Genomic DNA, 21,472 nt, shown 5'->3' with positions numbered 1-21,472 from the left:
TTTCCGCCCATTCTGTGGAAAAACACCCGTTCGCTGGCGCAGAATACTGACCCCGGAATGGGACGCGAGCGCCTTTGTTGTCAGGCTTTTCGCGGTTGCTGCGGTGCGGGAAGGATCCTGGCCAATTTCCGGAGGTTCTGAGCAGTGGCGGCGAGGAGGAATTCGTCGTTTGCACCGCATGGCCCACGTAATCGGAGCCGATTCAGACCAAGGATCCGTTTGAGATGGGCAAAGAGCATCTCGACCCTCTTCCTCAGCTTCATCGAGATCACGTATTGGTCAGTTTTCGCAATGTCGCGGGCGACCTGCCGCGCATCTTCATGTTCCTCGCGGGTGATCTTGCGGGCATCAGCGTTCGGACAGCACTTTGCCTTGGAGGGGCAAGCCTGGCAGACTTCTTTCAGGGCACGATACCGGGCCGTCCCCTTGCCGGTCGGTCCCCGGTTCGGGTCGGAATAGTTCCGGCGGAACTGCTTCAGCTCGTGCCCCTCGGGGCAGATGTATTGGTCGTTCTCCGCATCCCATTCAAAGTCGGCGCGGGTCCATGTTCCGTCGCTGCGCCCCGACTTGTCGAAGACGGGGATGTGCGGAGAAATTCCGCGGTCAACCAACCATCCTAACATTGGCGCGGTGCCGTAAGCCGTGTCCGCGATCAGGCGCTCTGGATGCAAGTCGAACTTGGCCTTCACCCGCTCCAGCATGGTCTTGGTCGAACCGACTTCAGCCTGTCGGATGGATCTCGTCGCCTCCACGTCCACGATGACGCCATGGTCGGTGTCGATCAGGTAATTGTCGGAATAGCTGAAAAAAGCCGGACCTTTACGGGCGGCCGTCCATTGACTGGCCGGGTCGGAATGCGACGTGAACTTGGGTTGAACCTCGCTGGCGGCACCGAACGCCGCCTCATCCAGGGTGGCGAGATACTCGCGAACCGCGCGGGGCGCATTTGCCGGATCGACCTGCGCCGGGTCCCAATCCTCCTTTGGAGTCGAGTTCTGCTTGTTGGCATCCGCCTCAATGAGGCTGGCATCAACCGCCATGCGCTGGCCGCTGACCAAGCCCTCCTCGATGCACCGTGCGACAGTCGCTTCGAACAGGTGCCGCAGCAATTCGCTGTCGCGGAAACGGCCGTGCCGGTTCTTCGAAAACGTGGAATGGTCAGGAACGCGGTCGCTGAAATCGAGACGGCAAAACCAGCGATACGCCAAGTTCAAATGCACCTCCTCACAAAGCCGCCGCTCTGACCGGATGCCGAAGCAATAACCCACCAGCAGCATCCGGATGAGGAGTTCAGGGTCGACCGACGGCCGCCCCGTATGGCTGTAGAAATCGGCGAGGTAGCTGCGGATGCCGGACAGGTCCACGAACCGATCTATGAAGCGCAACAGGTGGTTCTGTGGGACATGCTCCTCAAGCGAGAACTCATAGAACAGCGCCGGCTGCGCCTCCTGCCTCGGTCCCATCATCGCCGATCCTCCTATCCCCTACAGGAATTGAATCAGCCGACGGACCGTCGATCAAGGGCGAGTTTTTCAACAAAATACGCCCTTGGTGTAGATTAGGAGCCGCCGTTCGCTGCGAAACGAAGGGTCTTTTTGATTTGAAGATTGCTTGCCCCTTCCAAGTTGTCGAAAGGCTTTTCGATCTCAATAATGCAGTGATGGCCAATAGGAATAGTTAGACCGATCCGAGATAATAACCGATGGCCTCTGCCAGTTCAGTTTCCTCGTATCTGAAATGAGATCGCACGACCTCCTCCAACTTTCTGAAGGCGGTGGCGGCATGAAGGAAATTCGCATCGTTCGGATCTTCCGTCAATACATCCGCCGCGCGGTCGAGGCGGAGGATCAACTCATGCACCACCGCGTGCTCCGCCTTCAATTTGGCGACGACCTCACGGAACTTGCCTTTACCCGCCGCCTCGATCCGAGGGAACATGTCGGCGCTCTCGATGTCGTGGTGGAACTTCAGAATTTGGCATTCGCGTCCGCAAAGCGAACCGAAGGCGCGGAAATTCTCTGCCATATCGAGCGAAAGCACGATCCGCTTGAGGTCATCGGGCGGGCTGTCCCCCGCTTCGATCCGCGCCAGAACCGCTCCGATTTGGGCCATCTCCATCAGATAGTGCCGATGAATGGCCGCCAGCTGCCGCCCCTGAGCACGGTGCCTATCCGTCGCCTCCGGCACCGGCGGCGCTGTCGGGCGGGCAGCCTCGTCGAGGCTGAGTTGATCCAGTGGCTGATTAGAAAGTTCGGTCATGATAGACATGTAAGTCCTTGTTCGTGAACGTCGACCGCCGGTGCAGGAGGCAACGTCATGGGTAGAAGACGCCTCCCTGCGCCCGTTTGATCTTGGGCTTGCCCTCCGGCGCCGGGATGAAATCGGCCTCGTCCCCCGGCACCGTCGAGAACTTACCCTGCCGCCATTCCTCGCGCGCCTCTTCGATGCGCTCGCGGCGCGAGGAGACGAAATTCCACCAGATGTAGCGCGGCCCCTCCATCGGCGCGCCGCCGAAGAGCATGAAGCGCGCATGTGCGCCGGTGCCGTCATCGACGCCCGTTACGGTGACCTCGTCCCCGGGGCGGAGGACCAGTAGCTGCCCCGGCGCAAAGGTATCCCCAGCCACGTCGATCCCGCCGTGGATGGTATAGAGGGCGCGTTCCTCGGTATTCGCCACGATCGGTGCCTTCGCCCCCGGCGCAAGGGTCACGTCGACGTAAAGCGTGTCCGACGCCGTCTTGAGCGGTGAGGCGACGCCGAAGGCTGATCCGGCGATCAGCCGGGCGGTCAGTCCCTCGGCCTCAACCGTGGGCAGGTCGGTCTTGCCGTAGTGCAGGAAGGCGGGGTCGCTTTCCTCCTCCGCCTCGGGCAGCGCCATCCATGTTTGGAGGCCGAACAAGCGCTGGCCGGTCTTGCGGCGCTCGGGCGCGGTGCGCTCGGAATGGACGATTCCCCTGCCCGCCTTCATCCAGTTTACCGCGCCGGGTTCGATCGCCAGATCGGTGCCGAGGCTGTCGCGGTGATGGATCTGTCCCTCAAAGAGATAGGTCAGCGTAGCGAGGTTGATATGCGGATGCGGGCGCACGTCGATGCCCTGATCGGTCAGGAATTCCGCCGGCCCCATCTGGTCGAAGAAGATGAACGGGCCGACCATCTGGCGCTTGTCCGAAGGCAGCGCGCGGCGGACTTCCATTTCGCCGATATCGACGGCGCGCGGGACGATCAACGTCTCCACCGCATCGACGCTCTTCGCGTCCCCGGGGATTGGGTCGGGACAGGGGCTCCAGCTCATGACGTGTCTCCTTTCAGCTTTTTCGTTGCAGGACGTCCTGCCATTCGGGATGACGGTCGATCTGTGCCTTGGCGAAGGGGCAAAGCGGCACGATCTTGCGGCCCTCGGCGCGGGCGTCCTCCACGCCGCGGCGTACCATCGCTTCGCCGACGCCGCGACCCCGCAGGGCCTCCGGCACGCCGGTATGGTCGATGATGATCGCGCGGGCGCCGAGGCGGGAGTAGGTCATCTCGGCCTCGTAGCCGTCGACCACCGCCAGGTAGCGGCCCTTGCTGTCGCCCTCTTCGCGGGTAATCTCGATCTCGCTGTCCATGGGCGCTCTCTTTACCTTTCGGTGTTCAGCTGCCTGCGCAGCCAGGCGGCCTCTTCGGCGACGATACCATGTCCGGCGCCGGGCAGGATCAGCGTCTCGACCTTGGCCCCCATGTTCTGCAGCACATCGGCGCTCTTCTGCACCCGCGCCAGCGGAATATGCGGATCGCGTTCGTGACAACCGAGCAGCACCGGCACATCGGCCAGCCGGCCCGCATAGTCGAAGGTCTTGGCCGGACGGTCGTAGAGGTCGGCCCGCGGAACGCCGCCCGCCTCGCCCGTGCCGACCAGCCCGCCGGAGAGCGCGGCCACAGCGCGGAACGGACGGGCCAGCCGCGCCGCCGCCTCCAACGCCAGACAAGCCCCCTGCGAAAAGCCGATCAGCGCCACGCGTGTTGGATCGAAACCCTGCTCAGACAGGTCATCCAGCAGCGAGGAGATGACGCTCAGCCCGCTGCCGAGCCCCGGCTCATTGGCCGTGAGCGGCGCCAGGAAACTGCCCGGCCACCAAGACTGCCCGGCTGCCTGCGGGGCCAGCACGGCGAGATCCGGCAGGGCAAGGTGTTTGGCCAGACCGAACATATCCTCCGGCGCGCCGCCGCGGCCGTGGATCATCACCAGAGCCAGCCGTGCGCGTTCCACCGGAGCACCAGCGCTGACCAGCCATTGTCCCGCGTGCGGACCGGTGCCGCGCGTCACCGCCCCGAGGCCGCTCACGACGGCACCCGGATCTGCGGCAGCACCTGCTCGATCTGAGCGCGGTGAGGCTCAAATTTCTCGGGCAGTTTCAGCGCCTCGCCCAGGTGGGCTGGGTCTTCGTCAACGGCGAATCCCGGTGGATCAGTGGCGATCTCGAAGAGCACCCCGCCGGACGTGCGGAAGTAGATCGCGTCGAAATACTGCCGGTCGATGACCGGGGTGACCTGTTGGCCCGCGGCAGAGAGCCGCGCCCGCCATGCCAGCTGCTCTTCCTCGTTGCGCGCACGGAAGGCGACATGGTGGATAGTGCCTGCGCCTGAGCGCCCGATTGAACGAGCGTCCGAGGTCATTAGGTCCACGGCCGAACCACGCTCGGGTTCGGTCGAGCGGTAGCGAATACGGGTCTCCGTCCCGCCGGTGCCGCCCGTGGCGGCGGCCTCCTCGCCCTCGCGCACGTAGCCCATTGCCTCAAGCACAGCGGCGGTGGCCGCGACCTCTTCAAGCCAAAGGGTCACGCTGTGAAACCCCTCGTCCCGCGCGCCGCCTTCGATCACCTCGACCCGCAGCCCGTCGGGGTCACGCAGCGCGATGGCGCGTTCGCCGAAGCGATCGAAAGGTCCTTCGAAGTCGATGGTGGCCTCCGCCAGTTCCCCCATGCGCCGGTCCAAGTCGGGGATCGCATAGGCCACCGCCGACGTCATGCCGGGCCCCGCGCGGCCTGGGCCTGCATCTACGAATGGAAAGAATGTCATGATCGACCCGGGCGCCGCGTCCTTATCCCCGTAGTAGAGGTGATAGGTGCCGGGATCGTCGAAGTTCACGGTGCGTTTGACCAGCCGCTGCCCGAGGGTGCGCACCCAGAAGTCAAGGTTGTCCTGCGGCGGGCCGGAGATAGCGGTGACGTGGTGCAGGCCGGGGATGGCTCGGGAAGTGCCTTGGGACATGGTGCTCTCCTTTCGATGCCAGCGGCGTGAAACGCTTCCGGCTTATTGTGTCGGTCGGTTGGGAACTTATGTAAGGCGAGAGTTACCAAGTGAAAGTCGTTACCAAATGGAAACCACCCAGAAAAAGGCACCCGGCCCCGGGGACCGGGACGCAGTTGATATCCCCTGCGCGGCGGACACGCTGCTGCGCAAGCTCTGGGGACAATGGAAAACCCATGTGATCTACGTGTTAGGCGATCAGCGTGCCTGCCGCTTCGGTGTGTTGCGACGCCAGATCACCGACATCTCTCCCAAGGTGCTGACCACCCGCCTGCGGGAGTTGGAAGCCGATGGGCTGGTTTGGCGCGAACAGGAGAATACCATTCCGCCCAAGGTGACCTATGGGCTGACTGAAACAGGCCTTGCCGTGCATGCAGTGCTGAAGAATCTTGAAAGGATTAAAGTCTAAGTGCGTAAAAAGACCGGAGTAAATCGGGTCAATCAATCTATCAAAACCCTTAGCAACGGGAATCGCGGAAACTTTTGAGTTGGCACTTATTGGTGCTTTCGGCCCATTGCCGACCTTGAGACAGAGCGGTCTCGCTGCGGCGCAGTTTCACCGAAGCGGTCTTTCATGCGTCGCGCAGCATTTTCCGACGGCCGACGTCGGCTGAGCGGACTTTGCTGCCTTTGGCCTTAGTGCTATCAGGTAGCAATCGGAGGTTTGAATTATGACACCTGAAAAACTAAGAGAAATTTATGGCAGCGCTTCGCCACATGCAGCGGCGAAGGTTATTTCGCAATTCGATAAGCATTGTAGAAAATTCATAGAACACGCGACTTTCCTCGTACTTGCGACCTCGGATGGTACAAATCTTGACGTGTCGCCAAAAGGTGATCCTGCTGGGTTTGTTGAAGTAGAAAGCGAAAAGACGCTTTTGATCCCTGACCGCCCAGGCAACAATCGGATTGATGGTCTCTTGAACATTTTAGCACATCCCAAAGTAGCACTTTTGTTCATGATTCCGGGAGTTACGGAGACCCTTCGGGTGAATGGTACAGCTGAAATAAGCGATGCCCCAGAACTCTGCGACAGGTTCGAAATCAACGGAAGAAGCCCTAAGACGGTCCTGCGTGTTTTTGCTGACGAGGTTTTCACTCATTGCGGCAAAGCACCTATGCGGGGTGGCTTATGGAAACCTACGACCTGGTCGGAAAGCCGCCCCATCGCTCCGCTCTATGAAATGATCAGAGACCACTCCAAAATGGAAGTTGCCTCTACTGAACAGTCTTATTCTGAACAGCGGTACAGAGAAACCTTGTACTGATCGTCGCGGTCGCATTAACCACCATTCTTCAGTCTGGTAGGTTGGGCTCGTTCCTGCCATTCGCTGCGGTCGCCCACCCAAACGGCGCTGAGGTTTGCAGGCCAACGTCGGCTTGGCGGAAAAGCAGACATCTTCTGACTTGCTGTGACCAGCAGGACATTTACCTTCGCAAACACAGGTATGGGAGAATGAAACTGTGCAGAAAATAGCGACATCCAATCCGAATTTCATGATCCAACACGCTTCTCCGGATGATGCGGGGCTTGTTGTCGAATACATGAAAAAACTGGGCGCCTATCAAAAGATGTCGGACAAGATCACGGCAACTGAGGCTCAGATCAAACGGCTTCTGAATGAAAAACTGGGCGAGGCGCTGTTTGGATACTACAAGGGCGAAATTGCGGGCTTTGCCTATTTTTGCCAGAAGTCATCTGCATTTACTGGACGGTCAGGAATCTATATCGATGGATTCTTCGTGGATACGAAAGTCCGCCATCAGGGTCTTGGCAAGATCATTATGGGGTATCTTTGCTCTCTTGCCCTCGAGAGAAACTGCGAGATGATGGAATGGGGGGGTCTGGACTGGAACAAACCCACCATAGAATTCTACAGAAGCCTTGGCGCCTATAGCGTAGACGAGATGACGATTTTCAGGTTTACGCCGGACGATCTGAAATCAAATGCTCTGGCATTCGAGGGCAAGCCATAACCATCTGTGATAGACGGTTTGGGCTCCTTCCGGACGTTCTCCGCAGCGCAGTATGGGCCCAAATCCGTACATTTTTGTCACCGGCGCTTACCACCGTATTTGTCCCGTGTGTTGTGACCATATGTTTTTGTCCAACAGGAGACATTCGTGGAGAGCGCAGCGAAATCCCGGTATGAGCCCAAACTGACTACGCTGGACGTAATATGCTTTGCAGCCGCAGCATGGGCGTGCCTCTCGCTCCCCGGCCCTAAGCCGACCTTCACGCCTTGCGTAGCAAAGGTCAGCTTCGAGCCGTTAGTGACCGTGCCGAGCTCGAAGCTATTCCCAGTGGCAGCATATACTCACTCTTAGCATCTGAGGCTTGCGCCTATTCCTACAGGGTGTGCTAAGCTTAGCCGTGTCTACGAACTGAAGGAGTTCCTATGCCCATCCCGAAATCATTGCTGTTCACATTCGCAATCACCAGCGCTGGTTTAGCCGCCTGCACAGTACCTTCGATGCCCGAAGCACCTGATGGCGCGAGGTTTTTTGCGAAGAACTGTGTTTCCTGCCATGGAATGTCGGGCCGTGGCGACGGTCCTTCCTCGGCAGGGCTCGATCCAAAACCGACGGATCTCACGTTGTTGGCCCGTGAAAACGGAGGCTCTTTTCCCCGCGCCCGTGCATTGAGCTATATTTATGGTGACCCTGAACAAGGGCATCTCGCCCGGGTGATGCCTCAATTCGGAGGTGCTATGGCAAATGATACTGTGCCAATTGCGGTGGATGGTGTGATGACCCCGACGCCAAGAGTCTTGGCAGGACTTCTGGCGTATCTGGAAAGCGTACAGCGCTGATAAAAGAACCACTTTCAGCAAGGTTTTCTCGACCTGCGCGAAAAGCTTGCTGGCGAAATCTGACCTAACCCTGAAGCGACGCATGACCGGCGACATCGGCAGACCTCTCGGGATCCTTAGCAACGCCTGCAGCTGGCGCTGCAAGGCTCGTCACCTTTTATTCCGATCACCCCAGTCCGCCCTTTTTGGCAAACAATACCCTGCGCAATTGAGTTCTCTTTCGGTATGAGGATCGAGGTAGGAAGTACGGCTGCTGACTCCTATTTTAGAGCCATGCCGTTCCGAACAGGAGCAAACTGGTTAGCACGCCCAGGACGGGAATAATGATAGGCACATTGAAATGCTGCGGTACAGTGCCACCCCGCATCTTCAGCCTTATCAATGCAGAATTCACGAGAACGAAGACCAAGAGAACGATCTGCGACGTGCGTTCGGCCAGTGCTTCGATCGGCAATGCTAAGGTCAATAGCATGATGATGCACATCACCACGACCGTTGCAGAAACCGGAGTTTGGGTTCTTGGCCAGACCGTGGCCAAGGCAGCAATCAGGTGCCCGCGATCCGCCAGACCGTAGAGCACCCGCGACGCCATGATCATTTGGATTAAGACACCGTTGACGGTGGCAACAATTGCAACAATGGCAAAGCTCTGCTGGACACCTTTTGGGGCGGCCTCAAAAACGAGAGCAAGCGGGGCGGAAGATGACGCCAACCTGCTGAGCGGCACGGCTGTAAGTACCGCGGTTGTTGTCGCGAGATATAGCAAGGTTGCGATGGTCAGGGTCAGAACAATAGCCTTAGGCATGGTCGAAACGGGGTCTTTAACCTCTTCCGCAACGTTCGCCATATCCTCAAAGCCCACAAAAGCGAAAAACGCCAGTAGATAGGCTGCGCCGATTCCTATCCAATGTGGTCCAACAAGGGGCGGCAGCATATCAACAAGATCGACCCCGAGAGGTTCAGAGATTCCGAAACCCCAAACAGCCACAAAAATTAGGCCGCCGATTTCGATCAGAGTGATAATCGCAGCGACAGTGACCGACTGAGTAATGCCCCACAACGCAATAAGCCCCATCAACACTACGACCACTACCGTCAGCACCCACTGTGGCGCTGCAAACAACCCCTGAAGGTATGACGCAGCCCCAATGGCGACAGCTGCTGCAGAAACCATCCCTGACAACGCAACTGCCAGACCCACCAAAGTCGCCATCGCCCCCGAGCGGAAGCCAGCTTCGACGTAAGCCGCTTCACCTGCACTAACGGGGTATCGGGTTGAGAGCTCTGCGTACGAAAAAGCGGTAAAAGCGACAACTACAGCAGCGATCAAGAAAGAAACTGGGGCGTAGGCACCGGCTTCCGCTGCTGTTGTTCCCACGAGTACATAGATGCCTGCCCCGACTGTGACGCCGAGCCCATAAAGGGTGAGCAAGGGGGTGGTCAGTGCCCGGCGCAACTTTTCTGTTTGGTTCCCGCTGTCGGAAAAGACGTCATGCGTTGTCACCGTAAAGAAATCCTCTCAAAGTTCGTTAAACTGGTCGTAGAATTGCCCACCTGCCCCGGATTAGATCCGGTCATTCGCCGCGCCGTCAACGAACTGGGAAAGTGCGGACGAAGCGGTCATAGGCGCATGAGACGCCCTCTACGCATGGAACAACGTTCCTACAAAAAACGCAATTGCGGCGGCCATCCCCCCAATCACCACAGTCTCGCCCGCAGATTGCCACCAGGGGCTGAGAGACCAGACGCTTTTCAGCGCGCCGATCGCGAAAAAGGTCATCATGGTCAGCGCGGCCGAGACAGAAAATGCGTTGCCCAGTCCGAGAATGAACGGGAATAACGGCACGATTCCGGCCGCCAGGAAGGCCAGAAAGGTGGTTACGGCGGATTTCACAGGATGTGGATCGACACCGCTTAGCCCGTATTCCCCTTCCATCATCAAGTCGATCCAGCTCTCGCGATCTTTCGTGATCGCATCGGTAGCCTGGTTCAGAACATCGCCCCTCAGGCCCTTTTGGGCCAAGATTTCTCGAACCTCAAGACGTTCGCCTTCGGGGTAGTTTTGTATGTGAAGCTCCTCGATTTTGCGGATGCGACGCATGTTGTCGAGTTCGGCTTTGGTGCCTGAATAATTGGCCGCCGCCATGGAAAACCCGTCGGCCAGGACGTTCGCTATTCCCAGCGCAATGATAATGAAAGGCGAGAGCCCGGCTCCAGCAACACCCGCGACGATGGCAAACGTCGTCACCGCTCCGTCAATTGCGCCGTAAACAGCGTCGCGCAGCACACCCCTACCCGGGGGGGCTCCGATTCGCTTTGCGATTTCTTGCTGGCTATGGCCGTGCTCAGACAATTCGAACCTCCTGAGAGATCAGTATAGGACCAAGGGGTCGCCCAGCTTTGATTCAAATCATAAGCCATGTCCGTTTCGGGATCTGGAGACGTCATACAAAGGGGCAGCGATTGTCCCTAAACATGGTTCGCACGCCAGTCATTCCCAAAGCTGCCTTTCGGGGTCTATCTATTGTAGCGGCACTGCACTCGCCAAAGCTGACCTTGGGCCCAGTGCCATTGCTGCTAAACGACGGCGATGTTCGCAATATTTTCCGCGCCTATCAATCGGCATTTTTTTGCTTGGGAGGCTGTGTCTTGCCGGTAAATTAGCGCAAGTATCGTCTCACGAGCCCTCGGATCGCCGAAAGCGTGAGTATCTTTGCTTAGTTACCGGCTTTCTGTGGCTTCTGAGTTGGTTCGGCGGCGTTCTCACTTTCGGTTTCGGTATCAGAACCAGCAGATTCGCCTTCGGTGTTCTGGTTTTCCGCCTCCGCCGACGATGACGTGTCAGACGAGTTGCCCTCGATCAAGGACGTATCACCCGATGCGCCATCGGTCGCTGTGTCAGTCTTCTGATCGCTGCTCGATGTCGGGCTCTGCATCTCATCTTTCGATGATGTGCCGGAGGATCCGGCATTCTGACTACCCGCTTCTGACAGGTCTTCGGGCGGGAGGCCGCCAGATTCCTGCAACGAATCCACCAAGTCGGCGCTGTCGTTAATGTCGCTGTCGATCTCGGTTACGCCCTCATCTTCGGCGTCGGACGACATGTCGCCTCGTTCATTCTCTTCGGCGGGCTGCCCGGAGGAGTTTGAATTTGAAGTTTCCGCTTGGGAAGCGACCGGATCATCGCCGTTGCCAGTATTTTCCTGCGTGCCTTGCATCTCGCGCGTGGCGGTTGATTCGGCCTCCGAATGACTGTCTTCCGACCCGTTGCTGTTGTTGCCGCCCGCAGAAGACCCCTGACCGTTTTCCGCGGCTGAGATCCGCTCCTCAATCTCCAACAGCTTGTTGGAGCGTTCTTCTACATTGCTGGTAAGGTCCGTTACAATTTTCTGGATTTCGTTTCGCTGCTCTTGGGCGTCAGCGACATCGGTTTCCAGGGCGGTCTTCCGCTCGGTCATGCTGGCGAAGCTATGCTCAAGCTCCGCTTGCCGGGCCTGCATGTCGTTCAGGCTGCTTTCCAGGGTTGCGACCTCGTCTCTCAAATTCGTTTCCTGCGCCCTCAGAGACTGGAGCTCGCTTTCGCCGGTGGAGACTTCTTCGGCGAGCCGCGCGTTGTCCTCACTAAGTGTTGCGAGGCTTTCCTGAACTTCGGCCTCACGCGCCCGAGCTTCTTCGACCCGGGTATTTATGTCGGTCAACTCCTGCGTCTGGGAGACAATTTGACTTTGGATGTCTGCCTTGCGGGTTTCAAAGCTGGTCATTTCTTCACGCATCGACGAGATCTGCTGCTCCAACTCATTGTTTTGCTGCTGCTTCTGCGCCACCGTTTCGTCAATGGAGGTCTGCTGTACGATCAATTCGTCAAGCTTCGGCTGCAAGGTGTCGATGTCCGACTGGATGCCGTCGCGCTGCTCCTGCAGGGACTGGGTCTCCGTTTCCAGCGATGCGAGCTCCGCCTGCAATTCCTCGACGCTTCCGGCTGCTTCCTGCTGCGTGCTGATAGCGCTTTGCAAGCGCGAGATAGTGCGGTCGGTCTGCTTCTGAAGTTCTGCAGTGTCGGTGAATGCATATAAGGCAGCCCCCCACCCAACGACTGCCGCCGCCGCGATCCCGATTGTCTTTACATCCCAAGTTGAGCTTTTGTTCTCCGCCATGAGAAACTCCCCCTCCGGCCGAGCCGATCTCTGAAAAACTGTATAGGGCTGGAACGCGTCAGGCGGGTGGAAGTTCCGACCCCCGGGGTGCGCCGGTCCCAGCCTCACGGGGGGGCATCGTCGGGGACTGGCATGAAACGCGTGCCCCCTGTCGATCACTCTGAAGCATTACGCGTGGCGGGAGGCTGCGCTCAATCTTTCGCAGAGTGAGTTCATGAATGTATGGCAGGGGTCAAGAAGCCGGCGACATTGCACACGTTGCGACACAGTTTTGCCACCCACCTTTTGGAGGCAAACACCGACGTGCGGGTTATTCAGGTGCTGCTCGGCCACGCCAAGCTGACGACCACTGCGCGATACACTCATGTGGCCACCAAGACGATCCGCGACACTGTCAGCCCCTACGAGATGCTGGCCAAATTGCAGGATCAGACGGTGAAGCGAAGTCTGGAGTGACCGGGCGCCGGGGTGCCCCGGACCGAACTGGAGATTGCTGATATCTTCCGCACCCATGGTCCTGCGTGGCGGCTGGCCAATGCGGGGCATGTCAGCCTCTCCCAGTTGAAGGTGATGTCGTCGATCGAGGCCTGCCGGACTGAGGCTCTTGGCGGGCATGTGGCTGGCTGTGCCACATGCGGCCACCATCACATCGCTTATAACTCCTGCAAGAACCGACACTGCCCGAAGTGCCAGGGACCGGCCGCGCGCGACTGGATGGAGGCACGGGCCGAGGATCTGCTGCCCGTGGAATATTTCCACGTCGTCTTCACCCTGCCAGCTGAGATCGCGCAGATCGCCTATTGGAACAAGAAGGCGATCTATGGCTTGCTGTTCAAGGCGTCGGCCAAGACCATCATGAACATCGCGGCCGACCGCAAGCGCATGGGCGTGCGAGTGGGCATGACCAGCGTGCTGCACACATGGGGATCGGCACTGACCCATCATCCGCATATCCATATGATCGTCCCCGGCGGCGGCCTGTCGCCGGACGGCACCAAATGGGTCGCCAGCAAGCCTGGGTTCTCCTTGCATGTGCGCGTGCTGTCGCGCCTGTTCCGCCGCCTCTTTCTGGACGGGCTCGTGGCGCTGCACCAAGCCGGAGACCTGGCTTTCTATGGGGACTTGGAGCGGCTGGCGCTGACGGACGCCTTCACCACCTGGCTCACCCCTTTCCGCAAATCCGAATGGGTGGTCTATTCCAAGCCGCCCTTTGGCGGCCCAGAGGCCGTGCTTGCCTACCTGAGCCGCTATACTCACCGCGTCGCCATCTCAAACCACCGCTTGGTCAGCGCTGATGCCGACACCGTCGCCTTCCGTTGGAAAGACTACCGCCTCAAAAATGGGGACCGCCAGAAGATAATGCGCTTAGCCACGCCTGAGTTCATCCGACGCTTTTTGATCCACGTCCTTCCTGACGGGTTCCACCGGATCCGCCACTACGGCCTGCTGGCCAGCAGCGCTCGCAAAGCTAATCTCACAAAAATCCGCAAACTGCTCTGCGTCCAACCACCAGATCAGGCAGATGTCCAAGACGCTGAGCCAGACGTCACCCCGCTCACGCTGCGTGAACCATGCCCATGCTGCGGGGGACCCATGCGCATCATCGAGATCTTTCGTCGCGGGCAGAAACCGATGTCACGCGCGCCACCACGGGAGCAGGCCGCATGACCGACCGCCTGTCACAGATCATCAACCCACGCTGGCTGCTCCGTGCAGAACCGGACCAAGCCACCTGCGCCGATCAGGTATCAGCAGGTTCCCAAACCACAAATCCACCCAGCCCGGCGGGCAGCGCTTGGCGACTGGGCTGGGAAGTCCGCATCTGCAGCCTCGTGCAAAAGGCCAAACGGCCCGCTGAAACAGCCGTCGTCTCGATCGTCAGCGAACTTTACCCATAGCATCACCAAGACCCTCGCGGCTTCGACCTTGGGAGGTTTTCCAACGCGGGTCGTCCGCCCAACAAGACGCGAACCTCACGCCGCGACCCGCATCAGAAAACCTTCACCTTAGCCGACCTTGATGATGTCTGCAGCGAATGACGGCTTCGAGCCCCAGCTGACCGCATGAGGGACGGAGTTCTTCGCGGTTGCGCCAAAAGCTTGGCCGGCACGGTCGACCCTTAGCAGATCTTCACCGATTATACCTTATGATACGGTGCGGCACGCCAAACCGGACATTGCCCACACCCATTATTGAGAAGTTATAGAAACCGTAGCGTCTACCGAAATGCATTAAAGGTCGGAAACTGGCCAAGTGAAACGTGCTGCCACGCTGTTCGGCATCTCAAGATGTTTATGCACCAGGTTCTTCGCCGGCGTTGTTTCCACCGTCTTTATGGCCAAACAACGCGGCACCCTGATGGGCATTATCTGAGGTTTCAAACTCAAGGCTCGAGTGGGTGATGCCGAAGTCATCCGCGAGCTTTTTCTTGACCGCCTGCTTTACAGCTTCAAGGTCCGTCCAATCTCGCCCCATCAACACTACATGACAATCAAGCGCCACCTCATGCTCCTGCATCTGCCAGAGATGGACGTGATGCACATCCCGGACCCCATCGACATCAGTCATCGCGTCGACCACTGCGCCTGCATCCATGTCAGGCGGGCTACCCAGCATCAGCATACGGATCGGACCGCCGATTTCAGTGAGTGCCAGATAAAGGATATAAAGCGCGATACCGATGGTGATCGCGGGATCAACCCAACGCAGGTCGTAAAGGATGATGAGCGTGCCGCCGATAATCACCGCGACCGAGGCCAGAGCGTCTGACAGGTTATGCAAGAACAATGCCCTGATGTTCACGCTACCCCTTTGCATCGAATAGGTCAGCAGCGCCGTCATCGTATCAACCACCAGCGCGACCCCGCCCAGAATGACCATCGTCCAGCCCGCCACTTGCGGCGGATCAATCATGCGCATCCCGCCCTCGTAGATCAGATAGACCCCGACAAGAATAAGCGTGGTGTAGTTGATCAGCGCGGCAACGATTTCGATCCGGCCATAGCCAAAGGTCATCCGCGCATCTGCCGGACGCCGTGCGATTTTGCGAGCCACAAAGGCGATCACCAAGGAGGCCATGTCTGAAAAATTGTGAAGCGCGTCCGCGATAAGGGCGAGCGACCCCGCAAAGACACCGCCCACGATCTGCGCCACAGTCAGAAGGGCATTCGCCCAGATGGCCAGTGATACTCTGCGGTCCCCGCTTTCGGGGTCAATATGGGCGTGATCATGTGCCATGCGCGCTTCCTGCTTGTTTGGTCCAAGTCCGCTGCGATTTAGGCAGCCTCGTAGCTTGTGAACACCTCGCTGTTGCCATCGCGAGCAATCAGATAGACATCATAGGCGTCGCGCTCACTCTCCGGCCCCATCCCCGGCGAACCATAGGGCATCCCCGGCACGGCAAGGCCGATGGCATCCGGGCGCTCGGCAAGCAATTTACGGATGTCGGCGGGCGGGACGTGCCCTTCGATCATATAGCCGTCAATCTTTCCGGTGTGACAAGAGGCCATGTCCTGCGGGATGCCGTTGTCTTGCTTGTATTTGATCAAGAGCGTTCCCAAGCTGCGCTCGGTCGTCACGGCAAAACCCTCGTTCTCCAGAATCTCGATCCACGCCGAACAGCAGCCGCAGTTGGGGTCTTTCATCACGTGGATGGCGGGCTTGTCTTCGGCCCATGCCGCAAATGGTGCGGCGGCGGCAAAGCTTGCGGAACAGGCCAGCAGGCTGCGTCGTGTGAGGGTCATGTAAAATCCTTCCAAAGGTTCAGACTGTCGTTTCGTTGGTTGCATGGGTTGTAGGGCGGCAACCGGGCTCGGCCAACCGCTCGGCGGTAGTTGACCGGAAAAACAGCAGCCGCAGGGCGTTGAGCGTTACCAGAACAGTCGCGCCAGTATCCGCCAGGATCGCAATCCAGAGGCCGGTGATGCCAAGCACCGTGGTGACAAGGAACACGGCTTTCAGCCCAAGCGCGATGGCGATGTTCTGCCGGATATTGCCCATCGCGGCGCGGGCGAGACGGATCTGGCCGGGCACATCTGTCACCCGGTCACGCAAGATCGCGGCATCGGCAGTCTCGAGCGCCACATCGGTGCCGGAGCCCATTGCGACGCCCACGTGCGCTGCGGCCAATGCAGGGGCATCATTGATGCCGTCGCCGATCATCATGACCTTCGCCTCAGCCGTGAGGTTTTGAATGGCCGCAACCTTATCCTCCGGCATCAATTCAGCGCGGTGGTCGATGCCCAGCCCCTCTGCAATGGCCGCAGCGGTGCGCCGGTTGTCCCCGGTGAGCATCACCGATGAAATACCCAAAGCGTTCAATTGCGCCACTGCTTCTGCCGCATCGGCGCGGGGTTCATCGCGAAGAGCAATGAGGCCTTGGGCCTCGTTATCGCGCAAGACAATCACCACGGTCTTGCCCTGCGCTTCGAGCGTCTCGACCTGGGCGCGCAAAGTCTCTGACAGCGCCCCGCGTTCTGCCGCCAAACGCGGCGAGCCGACGCAGATGGTTGCCCCCGCGATCACCGCCTCGGCCCCTTTGCCGGGCAAGGCGCGGGACTGTGTCGCTGCGGCGGGGTCGATGTCGCGTGCCTCAGCCGCACCGCAAATCGCTTGGCCGAGCGGGTGGCTCGCACCGTTCTCAACTCCAGCGGCGAGGGCCAGAAGATCGGCTTCATTTCCCACAAGCACCTGAACATCAGTTACGCGGGGCTTGCCGTGGGTCAGCGTTCCAGTCTTGTCAAAAACCACATGGGTGACCCGCGCCGCCGCTTCGATCACTGCGCCGCCCTTCATCAGCAACCCGTTGCGCGCCCCGGTGGACAGGGCCGAGGTGATCGACGCAGGCACCGAGATCACCAGCGCGCAGGGGCAGCCGATCAGCAACAGAGCCAGCGCCCGATAGATCCATTCGCCCCAGGCGCCACCAAAGACAAGCGGCGGCACCACGGCCACTAAAGCGGCCATACCGACCACGGCAGGCATGTAGACGCGGCTGAACCGATCGATGAAGCGCTCGGTCGGCGCGCGGGCGCTCTCGGCCTCTTCCACCAGCCGCACAATACGCGCGATGGTGTTGTCCGCCGCAACCTTTGTGACTCGGATGCGCAGCAACGCTTCTGTGTTGATCGATCCGGCAAAGACATCCGCACCCGGCTCCTTAAGGCGCGGCACGCTTTCGCCGGTAACGGGGCTTTCGTCTACGCCCGAAGTTCCGCTGACCACCTCGCCGTCACAGGGCACCCGGTCCCCGGGGCGCACCTGCACAATCTGGCCGACGCTGAGCGCCTCTGCCGCCACCTCCCGCGTCTTGTTGCCCACCTCAAGCCGCGCCGTTTTCGGCACCAGCTTGGTCAGCGCACGGATGCTGTTGCGGGCCTTCCCGGCAGAGACACCTTCCAACAATTCGCCCACGGCAAAGAGAAAGACCACCAGCGCGGCTTCTTCCGGCTCTCCGATCACAAGCGCGCCACTGGCGGCGATGGTCATGAGCATTTCGATTGTAAAGGGCATGCCCACCCGCGCCATGGCAAAGGCCCGGCGCGCGACGGGAATAAGCCCGATCAACGTGGCGATGACAAAGCCCCAATGCGAAACCTCAGCAGGCAGGACAAGCCGCGAGGCCCATGCCATTGCGAGCAGAGCGCCGCTGCCGAGGACCAAGCGGCCTTTCGCGGTTTGATACCAAGCGGGGTCTGGCATCTCTTCGGGCGCATGCGCTTGAGGTGATGCCGCTGTCCCACCGATCACTGCATCGTCCGGCAGGATGAAACCGCCCTTCGGCCTCTCTGCCTGTGCCCCCTTTGGAGAGATGCCAAAACCGATGCCGCGCACGGCCTTCTCGATCCGCTCGGGCGAGGTCTCATTCTTATCCAGCGTCAGGCACAGCCGTTCTGACATCAGCGCGACATCGACATCCGCGACCCCGGGCAAGCGCTCCACCGCGCCGCGCACCTTGGCCGCGCAGGCGCCGCAGTCCATCCCCGTGACGCGCCATTCCCGTTGTGCTGTGCTCCCGTCCGTCATGTCTGCTTCCAATCCGATTCACCGTCAGACACAGAGATACGACCTACAGCAACTGTAGCTTCAAGTGGTTTGTTTAACTTTTCTCCTCCCGATCATCCTTCTTTGCAATAGGCTGCGAGAATGGCCGCGTGGCGGAACGTGATACAACGATTTGCAGAAATCTCAGCGTTGAGTGTCATCCAGTTCACGAACTGCCGGCTTGTGCGACACCCTTCAAAAAACCTACAGAGACTGTAGAATGAAAGGGGTCAGATATGCTCGCGATCGGCACACTCGCAAAACGGACCGGCACCAAAGTGCAGACGATCCGGTATTACGAACAGATCGGTCTGATGCCCGAGCCCGGCCGGACCGAAGGCGGCCAGCGGCGTTACGGCGATGCTGAGTTGGACCGCCTCTCCTTCATCCGCCATTCCCGCCAGCTCGGCTTTTCGCTCGAGGCGATCCGAGAGTTGTTGGACCTCTCAGACACGCCAGACCGGTCCTGTGCGCAGGTCGATGCCATCGCCCAAAGGCAACTTCGCGACGTCGAGGCGCGGCTGGTGCGGCTCGAGGCCCTCCGCGTTGAATTGCTACGCATGATCGGTGCCTGCAATGCGGATCGGGTGGCTGATTGTCGCATTCTTGAGGTGCTGCGCGACCATGAGGAATGTCTTGCCGATCACGGGCCCACCGCCTGATGCCCGCTGCCCCCCCCCTCTATCCGCTTGCGGCATTGGCAAATACATTAGGGTGTTTCCCGGTCTGAGAGTTGCAAGAGGTTGCCGCTGTAGCTGGTGTCAGGGCTGCTGAGCCTGCTTTCGGCAAAGCTGACCTTTGTGCAATTTGCAGCGAGTGTCTGGTTTCCGCCCTCTCCGCCTCGACTGCTGCCGGCCCTCAACGGACCTTCGCCAGCTTGATCATCTCTGCAATGCAGCTTCTCCGAACCAGTCATCAGTGGCATCGTGCAGCATGGTCTGGCGGCTCAAGGTCAGCAGTGCGGGATATAGGGGCATTGGGCTCGGGACCGAGAATAGGTCTGCTGAGGAATTTCTACGGCGCCAGCTTAATCCACGGACAATTCTTTGCGGATCTTTTCCGTGCTGTTAGACCTCTTCATGCGGAGGTGCAGGATGGCCGATAACGACGAAGACGAGAAGCCGAAGAAGATCAAGCGGCGCCGGGGGAATACCCTTGAACGATGGGAGGTCGCGCTCGTGAAGGCGATGATCGAGCGCGGCCATTACAGCGATCAGGACATCCTGGCCTATTTCACTCGCCCGACGCGGTCGCTGAATGGTCGGACGATCCACGAAATCCACATAGGCAAGAAGCACAAGGCGACGAAAGCGGCCGATCCCGAGGAGCTCGACGCGTTTCTCGCGACGTGGCCGGACGTGGACCTCGAAACCGGCCTAAGCTCACGTGGCGACGAACTCCTGATCAAGAGCAGGGAGGCGATGATCGCAGCGGTCCACATCTTCAATTCGGCTGGGCTCATGTTCCGCGCTGAGCTGTTCATCACGACCGCGGTAATCGCATGGACCTATTTGCTGCACGCCTACTACAAGCGAGAGGGCATCCCCTACGTCTACAAGGACAATAAGACCGCTCACGGCGCCGATAGATATTGGGACCTCACTAAATGCCTAAGCACTGGAAAGTGCCCTATCTCTGAAGGCGCCAAGACTAATCTGAAGTTCTTGATCGACCTTCGACATGAGATTGAGCATCAGTCAACGAGTCGAATCGACGACGCGATCGGTGCTGAACTCCAGTCCTGTGCGATCAACTTCAACGATGCGCTCAACGGCTTGTTCGGCAAGCAGTTCGGCCTTGAAAAGAGGTTGCCGATCGCGCTGCAATTCGTGTCATTCGGGCCGGAGCAGCGGAGTGCCATGAAGAAAGCGTCGTCGCTGCCTGCTCACGTCTCATCTTTCATCAAAGCGTTCGAGCATGGTCTCACTGACGAGCAAGTGAAAGACCCCGCATTCCGGTTGAAAGTCGCTTTCGTGCCGGTCGCTGCGAAGAAAGCAGCCGGCGCCGATGTGGCGGTTGTTACGGTCAAGCCCGGCAGTGAGGAGGCGGAAAAGGTTGGGGACGTGATCTTCAAAGAGGTCAATCGCGCTCGATACATCAGAAAGGATGTCCTGACTTCAGTAACGAAGGCCGGCTACCCGAAGTTTGGCCCGGGGGACCATACTGCACTCATGCAAAAGCTCGAAGCTAAGAACCCGGCAAAGGGATATGGTTGCGAGGGCGACTACAAGGGCACTTGGGTCTGGTATGACCGCTGGATCGAGCGCGTCATCGAGCATTGCAAGCAGGGAGGTGATCGCTATCGGTGATTGAGAAACGGTTGCTGTGATCTGAGCCAAGATCGTGATCAGGCTGGCGAGCGAAGAGGTGTCGAGGTCTGACTTCGGACCTTCTGACTGGCCCATCTGAGGCTTGCGCGCTACCGTTATGACGGGAGATTTTCTGCATTGGCACACAAGCTATTCCATCGCAACATGCGCTTTCTTTAGCACGGACAGGAGTTTGAATGTTTTCCAAACGACATGGGTTTGCGAGCGCTCCACCAATTTTATTTCGGCATGATGCGCCGGAAGGTTTGAGGTTTGGGGTAATTCAGGCCGCATACGATCACCTCAGATACGATCTAATACGGACATGTATCTGCCGGGTTTTGCGTGCGTCACCCGACCGCGGAAATTGGAGCGAAATCCCAAATATCCGCGACGAGGTAATGCGCCTTATTGAGAACGCCGAATGGTATCAGGTCTACGACGTGATCGAAGGGCTGGTGGGGTTCCTTGAAAGCACTCGAGGTTATGACGCCGCAGTGCAGTTCGCGGCGCAGATCAACGACCTTTTCGTCGACACCGGCGCTGGCTGGCAATTGAAGCCCGGCGAAGGGGTAGTTCTCCGAGGCGATGCTGAGTTCGAAGAGGCGGTGGAGAGCGCGCGGACTTCGTTGAGCCAAGCGAATTACGGCGTCGCCGAGGGTGAAATCCGCGAGGCCCTTCATGACATATCGCGCAGGCCCGAACCCGATCTGACAGGTGCCATTCATCATGCACTTGGTGCGCTTGAGTCAACTGCCAGGTATATTAGCGGCAGCGAAAAGCCCTTCAACTGTTGATTGTCACTGAGAACTGATGGGGTGGATACCCCCTCCCGACGGCATCGCAATGTGCCAAGGTGATGTGGGTC

21 protein-coding genes and 1 pseudogene are annotated in these 21,472 nt (G+C 59.1%); 10 read left to right on the top strand and 12 right to left on the bottom strand.

Going from position 1 to position 21,472, the window contains the following annotated elements:
• Positions 1–80: 80 nt before the first annotated feature.
• The 6 genes from ACGYLI_RS17705 to ACGYLI_RS17680 all read right to left on the bottom strand — a co-directional run bounded on the left by ACGYLI_RS17705 (position 81) and on the right by ACGYLI_RS17680 (position 5,247).
• Entirely contained in the window at positions 81–1,466 is a 1,386-nt protein-coding gene (locus ACGYLI_RS17705) for an IS1182 family transposase (protein WP_304951560.1), read from the bottom strand.
• Between the two features lie 211 nt (positions 1,467–1,677).
• The gene (locus ACGYLI_RS17700) at positions 1,678–2,259 is read right to left on the bottom strand and encodes a hemerythrin domain-containing protein (protein ID WP_271689182.1); all 582 of its coding nucleotides are present in this window, start codon (positions 2,257–2,259) and stop codon (positions 1,678–1,680) included.
• A gap of 55 nt (positions 2,260–2,314) precedes the next feature.
• Positions 2,315–3,292, bottom strand: a complete 978-nt coding sequence (locus ACGYLI_RS17695; RefSeq protein WP_304951559.1) for a pirin family protein — start codon at positions 3,290–3,292, stop codon at positions 2,315–2,317.
• A gap of 13 nt (positions 3,293–3,305) precedes the next feature.
• On the bottom strand, positions 3,306–3,605 hold the full coding sequence (locus ACGYLI_RS17690) for a GNAT family N-acetyltransferase (protein WP_276154973.1): 300 nt from the start codon (positions 3,603–3,605) through the stop codon (positions 3,306–3,308).
• 11 nt (positions 3,606–3,616) lie between these two features.
• On the bottom strand, positions 3,617–4,321 hold the full coding sequence (locus ACGYLI_RS17685) for an alpha/beta hydrolase (protein ID WP_304951558.1): 705 nt from the start codon (positions 4,319–4,321) through the stop codon (positions 3,617–3,619).
• Entirely contained in the window at positions 4,318–5,247 is a 930-nt protein-coding gene (locus ACGYLI_RS17680; protein WP_304951557.1) for a ring-cleaving dioxygenase, read from the bottom strand. Before ACGYLI_RS17680 ends, ACGYLI_RS17685 begins: the two co-directional genes overlap by 4 nt.
• Positions 5,248–5,353: 106 nt before the next feature.
• Here ACGYLI_RS17680 and ACGYLI_RS17675 point away from each other — a divergent pair, with 106 nt between their 5' ends.
• The 4 genes from ACGYLI_RS17675 to ACGYLI_RS17660 all read left to right on the top strand — a co-directional run bounded on the left by ACGYLI_RS17675 (position 5,354) and on the right by ACGYLI_RS17660 (position 8,099).
• Entirely contained in the window at positions 5,354–5,695 is a 342-nt protein-coding gene (locus ACGYLI_RS17675; protein ID WP_304951556.1) for a helix-turn-helix domain-containing protein, read from the top strand.
• 262 nt (positions 5,696–5,957) lie between these two features.
• Entirely contained in the window at positions 5,958–6,554 is a 597-nt protein-coding gene (locus ACGYLI_RS17670; protein ID WP_304951555.1) for a pyridoxamine 5'-phosphate oxidase family protein, read from the top strand.
• A 229-nt stretch (positions 6,555–6,783) separates the two neighbouring features.
• A complete protein-coding gene (locus ACGYLI_RS17665; RefSeq protein WP_394420126.1) occupies positions 6,784–7,263 on the top strand; it encodes a GNAT family N-acetyltransferase in 480 nt (159 codons plus the stop codon).
• 422 nt (positions 7,264–7,685) lie between these two features.
• Complete coding sequence (locus ACGYLI_RS17660; RefSeq protein ID WP_241962936.1) at positions 7,686–8,099, top strand: cytochrome c; 414 nt, start codon at positions 7,686–7,688, stop codon at positions 8,097–8,099.
• 265 nt (positions 8,100–8,364) lie between these two features.
• Here ACGYLI_RS17660 and ACGYLI_RS17655 read toward each other — a convergent pair whose 3' ends face one another.
• From ACGYLI_RS17655 to ACGYLI_RS17645, 3 genes are all read right to left on the bottom strand, one after another.
• Complete coding sequence (locus ACGYLI_RS17655) at positions 8,365–9,603, bottom strand: APC family permease (RefSeq protein WP_394420125.1); 1,239 nt, start codon at positions 9,601–9,603, stop codon at positions 8,365–8,367.
• Positions 9,604–9,741: 138 nt separating this feature from the next.
• On the bottom strand, positions 9,742–10,452 hold the full coding sequence (locus ACGYLI_RS17650; RefSeq protein ID WP_394380792.1) for a VIT1/CCC1 transporter family protein: 711 nt from the start codon (positions 10,450–10,452) through the stop codon (positions 9,742–9,744).
• A 364-nt stretch (positions 10,453–10,816) separates the two neighbouring features.
• A complete protein-coding gene (locus ACGYLI_RS17645; protein ID WP_394420124.1) occupies positions 10,817–12,253 on the bottom strand; it encodes a hypothetical protein in 1,437 nt (478 codons plus the stop codon).
• Between the two features lie 222 nt (positions 12,254–12,475).
• Here ACGYLI_RS17645 and ACGYLI_RS17640 point away from each other — a divergent pair.
• From ACGYLI_RS17640 to ACGYLI_RS17630, 3 genes and pseudogenes are all read left to right on the top strand, one after another.
• Positions 12,476–12,709, top strand: a pseudogene (locus ACGYLI_RS17640) (tyrosine-type recombinase/integrase); the annotation flags it as partial.
• 12 nt (positions 12,710–12,721) lie between these two features.
• Positions 12,722–13,921 (top strand): IS91 family transposase, encoded by a 1,200-nt coding sequence (locus ACGYLI_RS17635; RefSeq protein ID WP_394420123.1) that lies wholly within the window; start codon positions 12,722–12,724, stop codon positions 13,919–13,921.
• Complete coding sequence (locus ACGYLI_RS17630) at positions 13,918–14,151, top strand: hypothetical protein (protein ID WP_394393629.1); 234 nt, start codon at positions 13,918–13,920, stop codon at positions 14,149–14,151. Before ACGYLI_RS17635 ends, ACGYLI_RS17630 begins: the two co-directional genes overlap by 4 nt.
• A gap of 394 nt (positions 14,152–14,545) precedes the next feature.
• On the opposite strand, the gene ACGYLI_RS17625 is transcribed toward ACGYLI_RS17630, so the two are convergent.
• Genes ACGYLI_RS17625 through ACGYLI_RS17615 form a run of 3 tightly spaced genes read right to left on the bottom strand, consistent with a single transcriptional unit; the run spans position 14,546 to position 18,277 of the window.
• Positions 14,546–15,490 (bottom strand): cation diffusion facilitator family transporter, encoded by a 945-nt coding sequence (locus tag ACGYLI_RS17625; RefSeq protein ID WP_394393627.1) that lies wholly within the window; start codon positions 15,488–15,490, stop codon positions 14,546–14,548.
• 38 nt (positions 15,491–15,528) lie between these two features.
• Complete coding sequence (locus ACGYLI_RS17620) at positions 15,529–15,996, bottom strand: DUF411 domain-containing protein (RefSeq protein ID WP_271693710.1); 468 nt, start codon at positions 15,994–15,996, stop codon at positions 15,529–15,531.
• A 19-nt stretch (positions 15,997–16,015) separates the two neighbouring features.
• A complete protein-coding gene (locus tag ACGYLI_RS17615) occupies positions 16,016–18,277 on the bottom strand; it encodes a heavy metal translocating P-type ATPase (RefSeq protein WP_271689176.1) in 2,262 nt (753 codons plus the stop codon).
• Positions 18,278–18,531: 254 nt separating this feature from the next.
• Between ACGYLI_RS17615 and ACGYLI_RS17610 the strand changes: the two genes are divergently transcribed.
• The 3 genes from ACGYLI_RS17610 to ACGYLI_RS17600 all read left to right on the top strand — a co-directional run bounded on the left by ACGYLI_RS17610 (position 18,532) and on the right by ACGYLI_RS17600 (position 21,401).
• Positions 18,532–18,957, top strand: coding sequence for a helix-turn-helix domain-containing protein (locus ACGYLI_RS17610; protein ID WP_243265542.1), 426 nt, complete (start codon positions 18,532–18,534; stop codon positions 18,955–18,957).
• A 432-nt stretch (positions 18,958–19,389) separates the two neighbouring features.
• Entirely contained in the window at positions 19,390–20,604 is a 1,215-nt protein-coding gene (locus tag ACGYLI_RS17605; protein WP_394393625.1) for a DUF3644 domain-containing protein, read from the top strand.
• A 197-nt stretch (positions 20,605–20,801) separates the two neighbouring features.
• Positions 20,802–21,401 (top strand): AbiJ-NTD4 domain-containing protein, encoded by a 600-nt coding sequence (locus ACGYLI_RS17600; RefSeq protein ID WP_394420122.1) that lies wholly within the window; start codon positions 20,802–20,804, stop codon positions 21,399–21,401.
• Positions 21,402–21,472: the final 71 nt, after the last annotated feature.

Origin of the sequence: Sulfitobacter sp. 1A13421 (assembly GCF_043557285.1) — a bacterium.
Taxonomy (GTDB): Bacteria; Pseudomonadota; Alphaproteobacteria; order Rhodobacterales; family Rhodobacteraceae; genus Sulfitobacter; species Sulfitobacter faviae.
The sequence above is the reverse complement of the archived record's forward strand: the minus strand, read 5'-3'. Positions and strand labels throughout refer to the sequence as shown.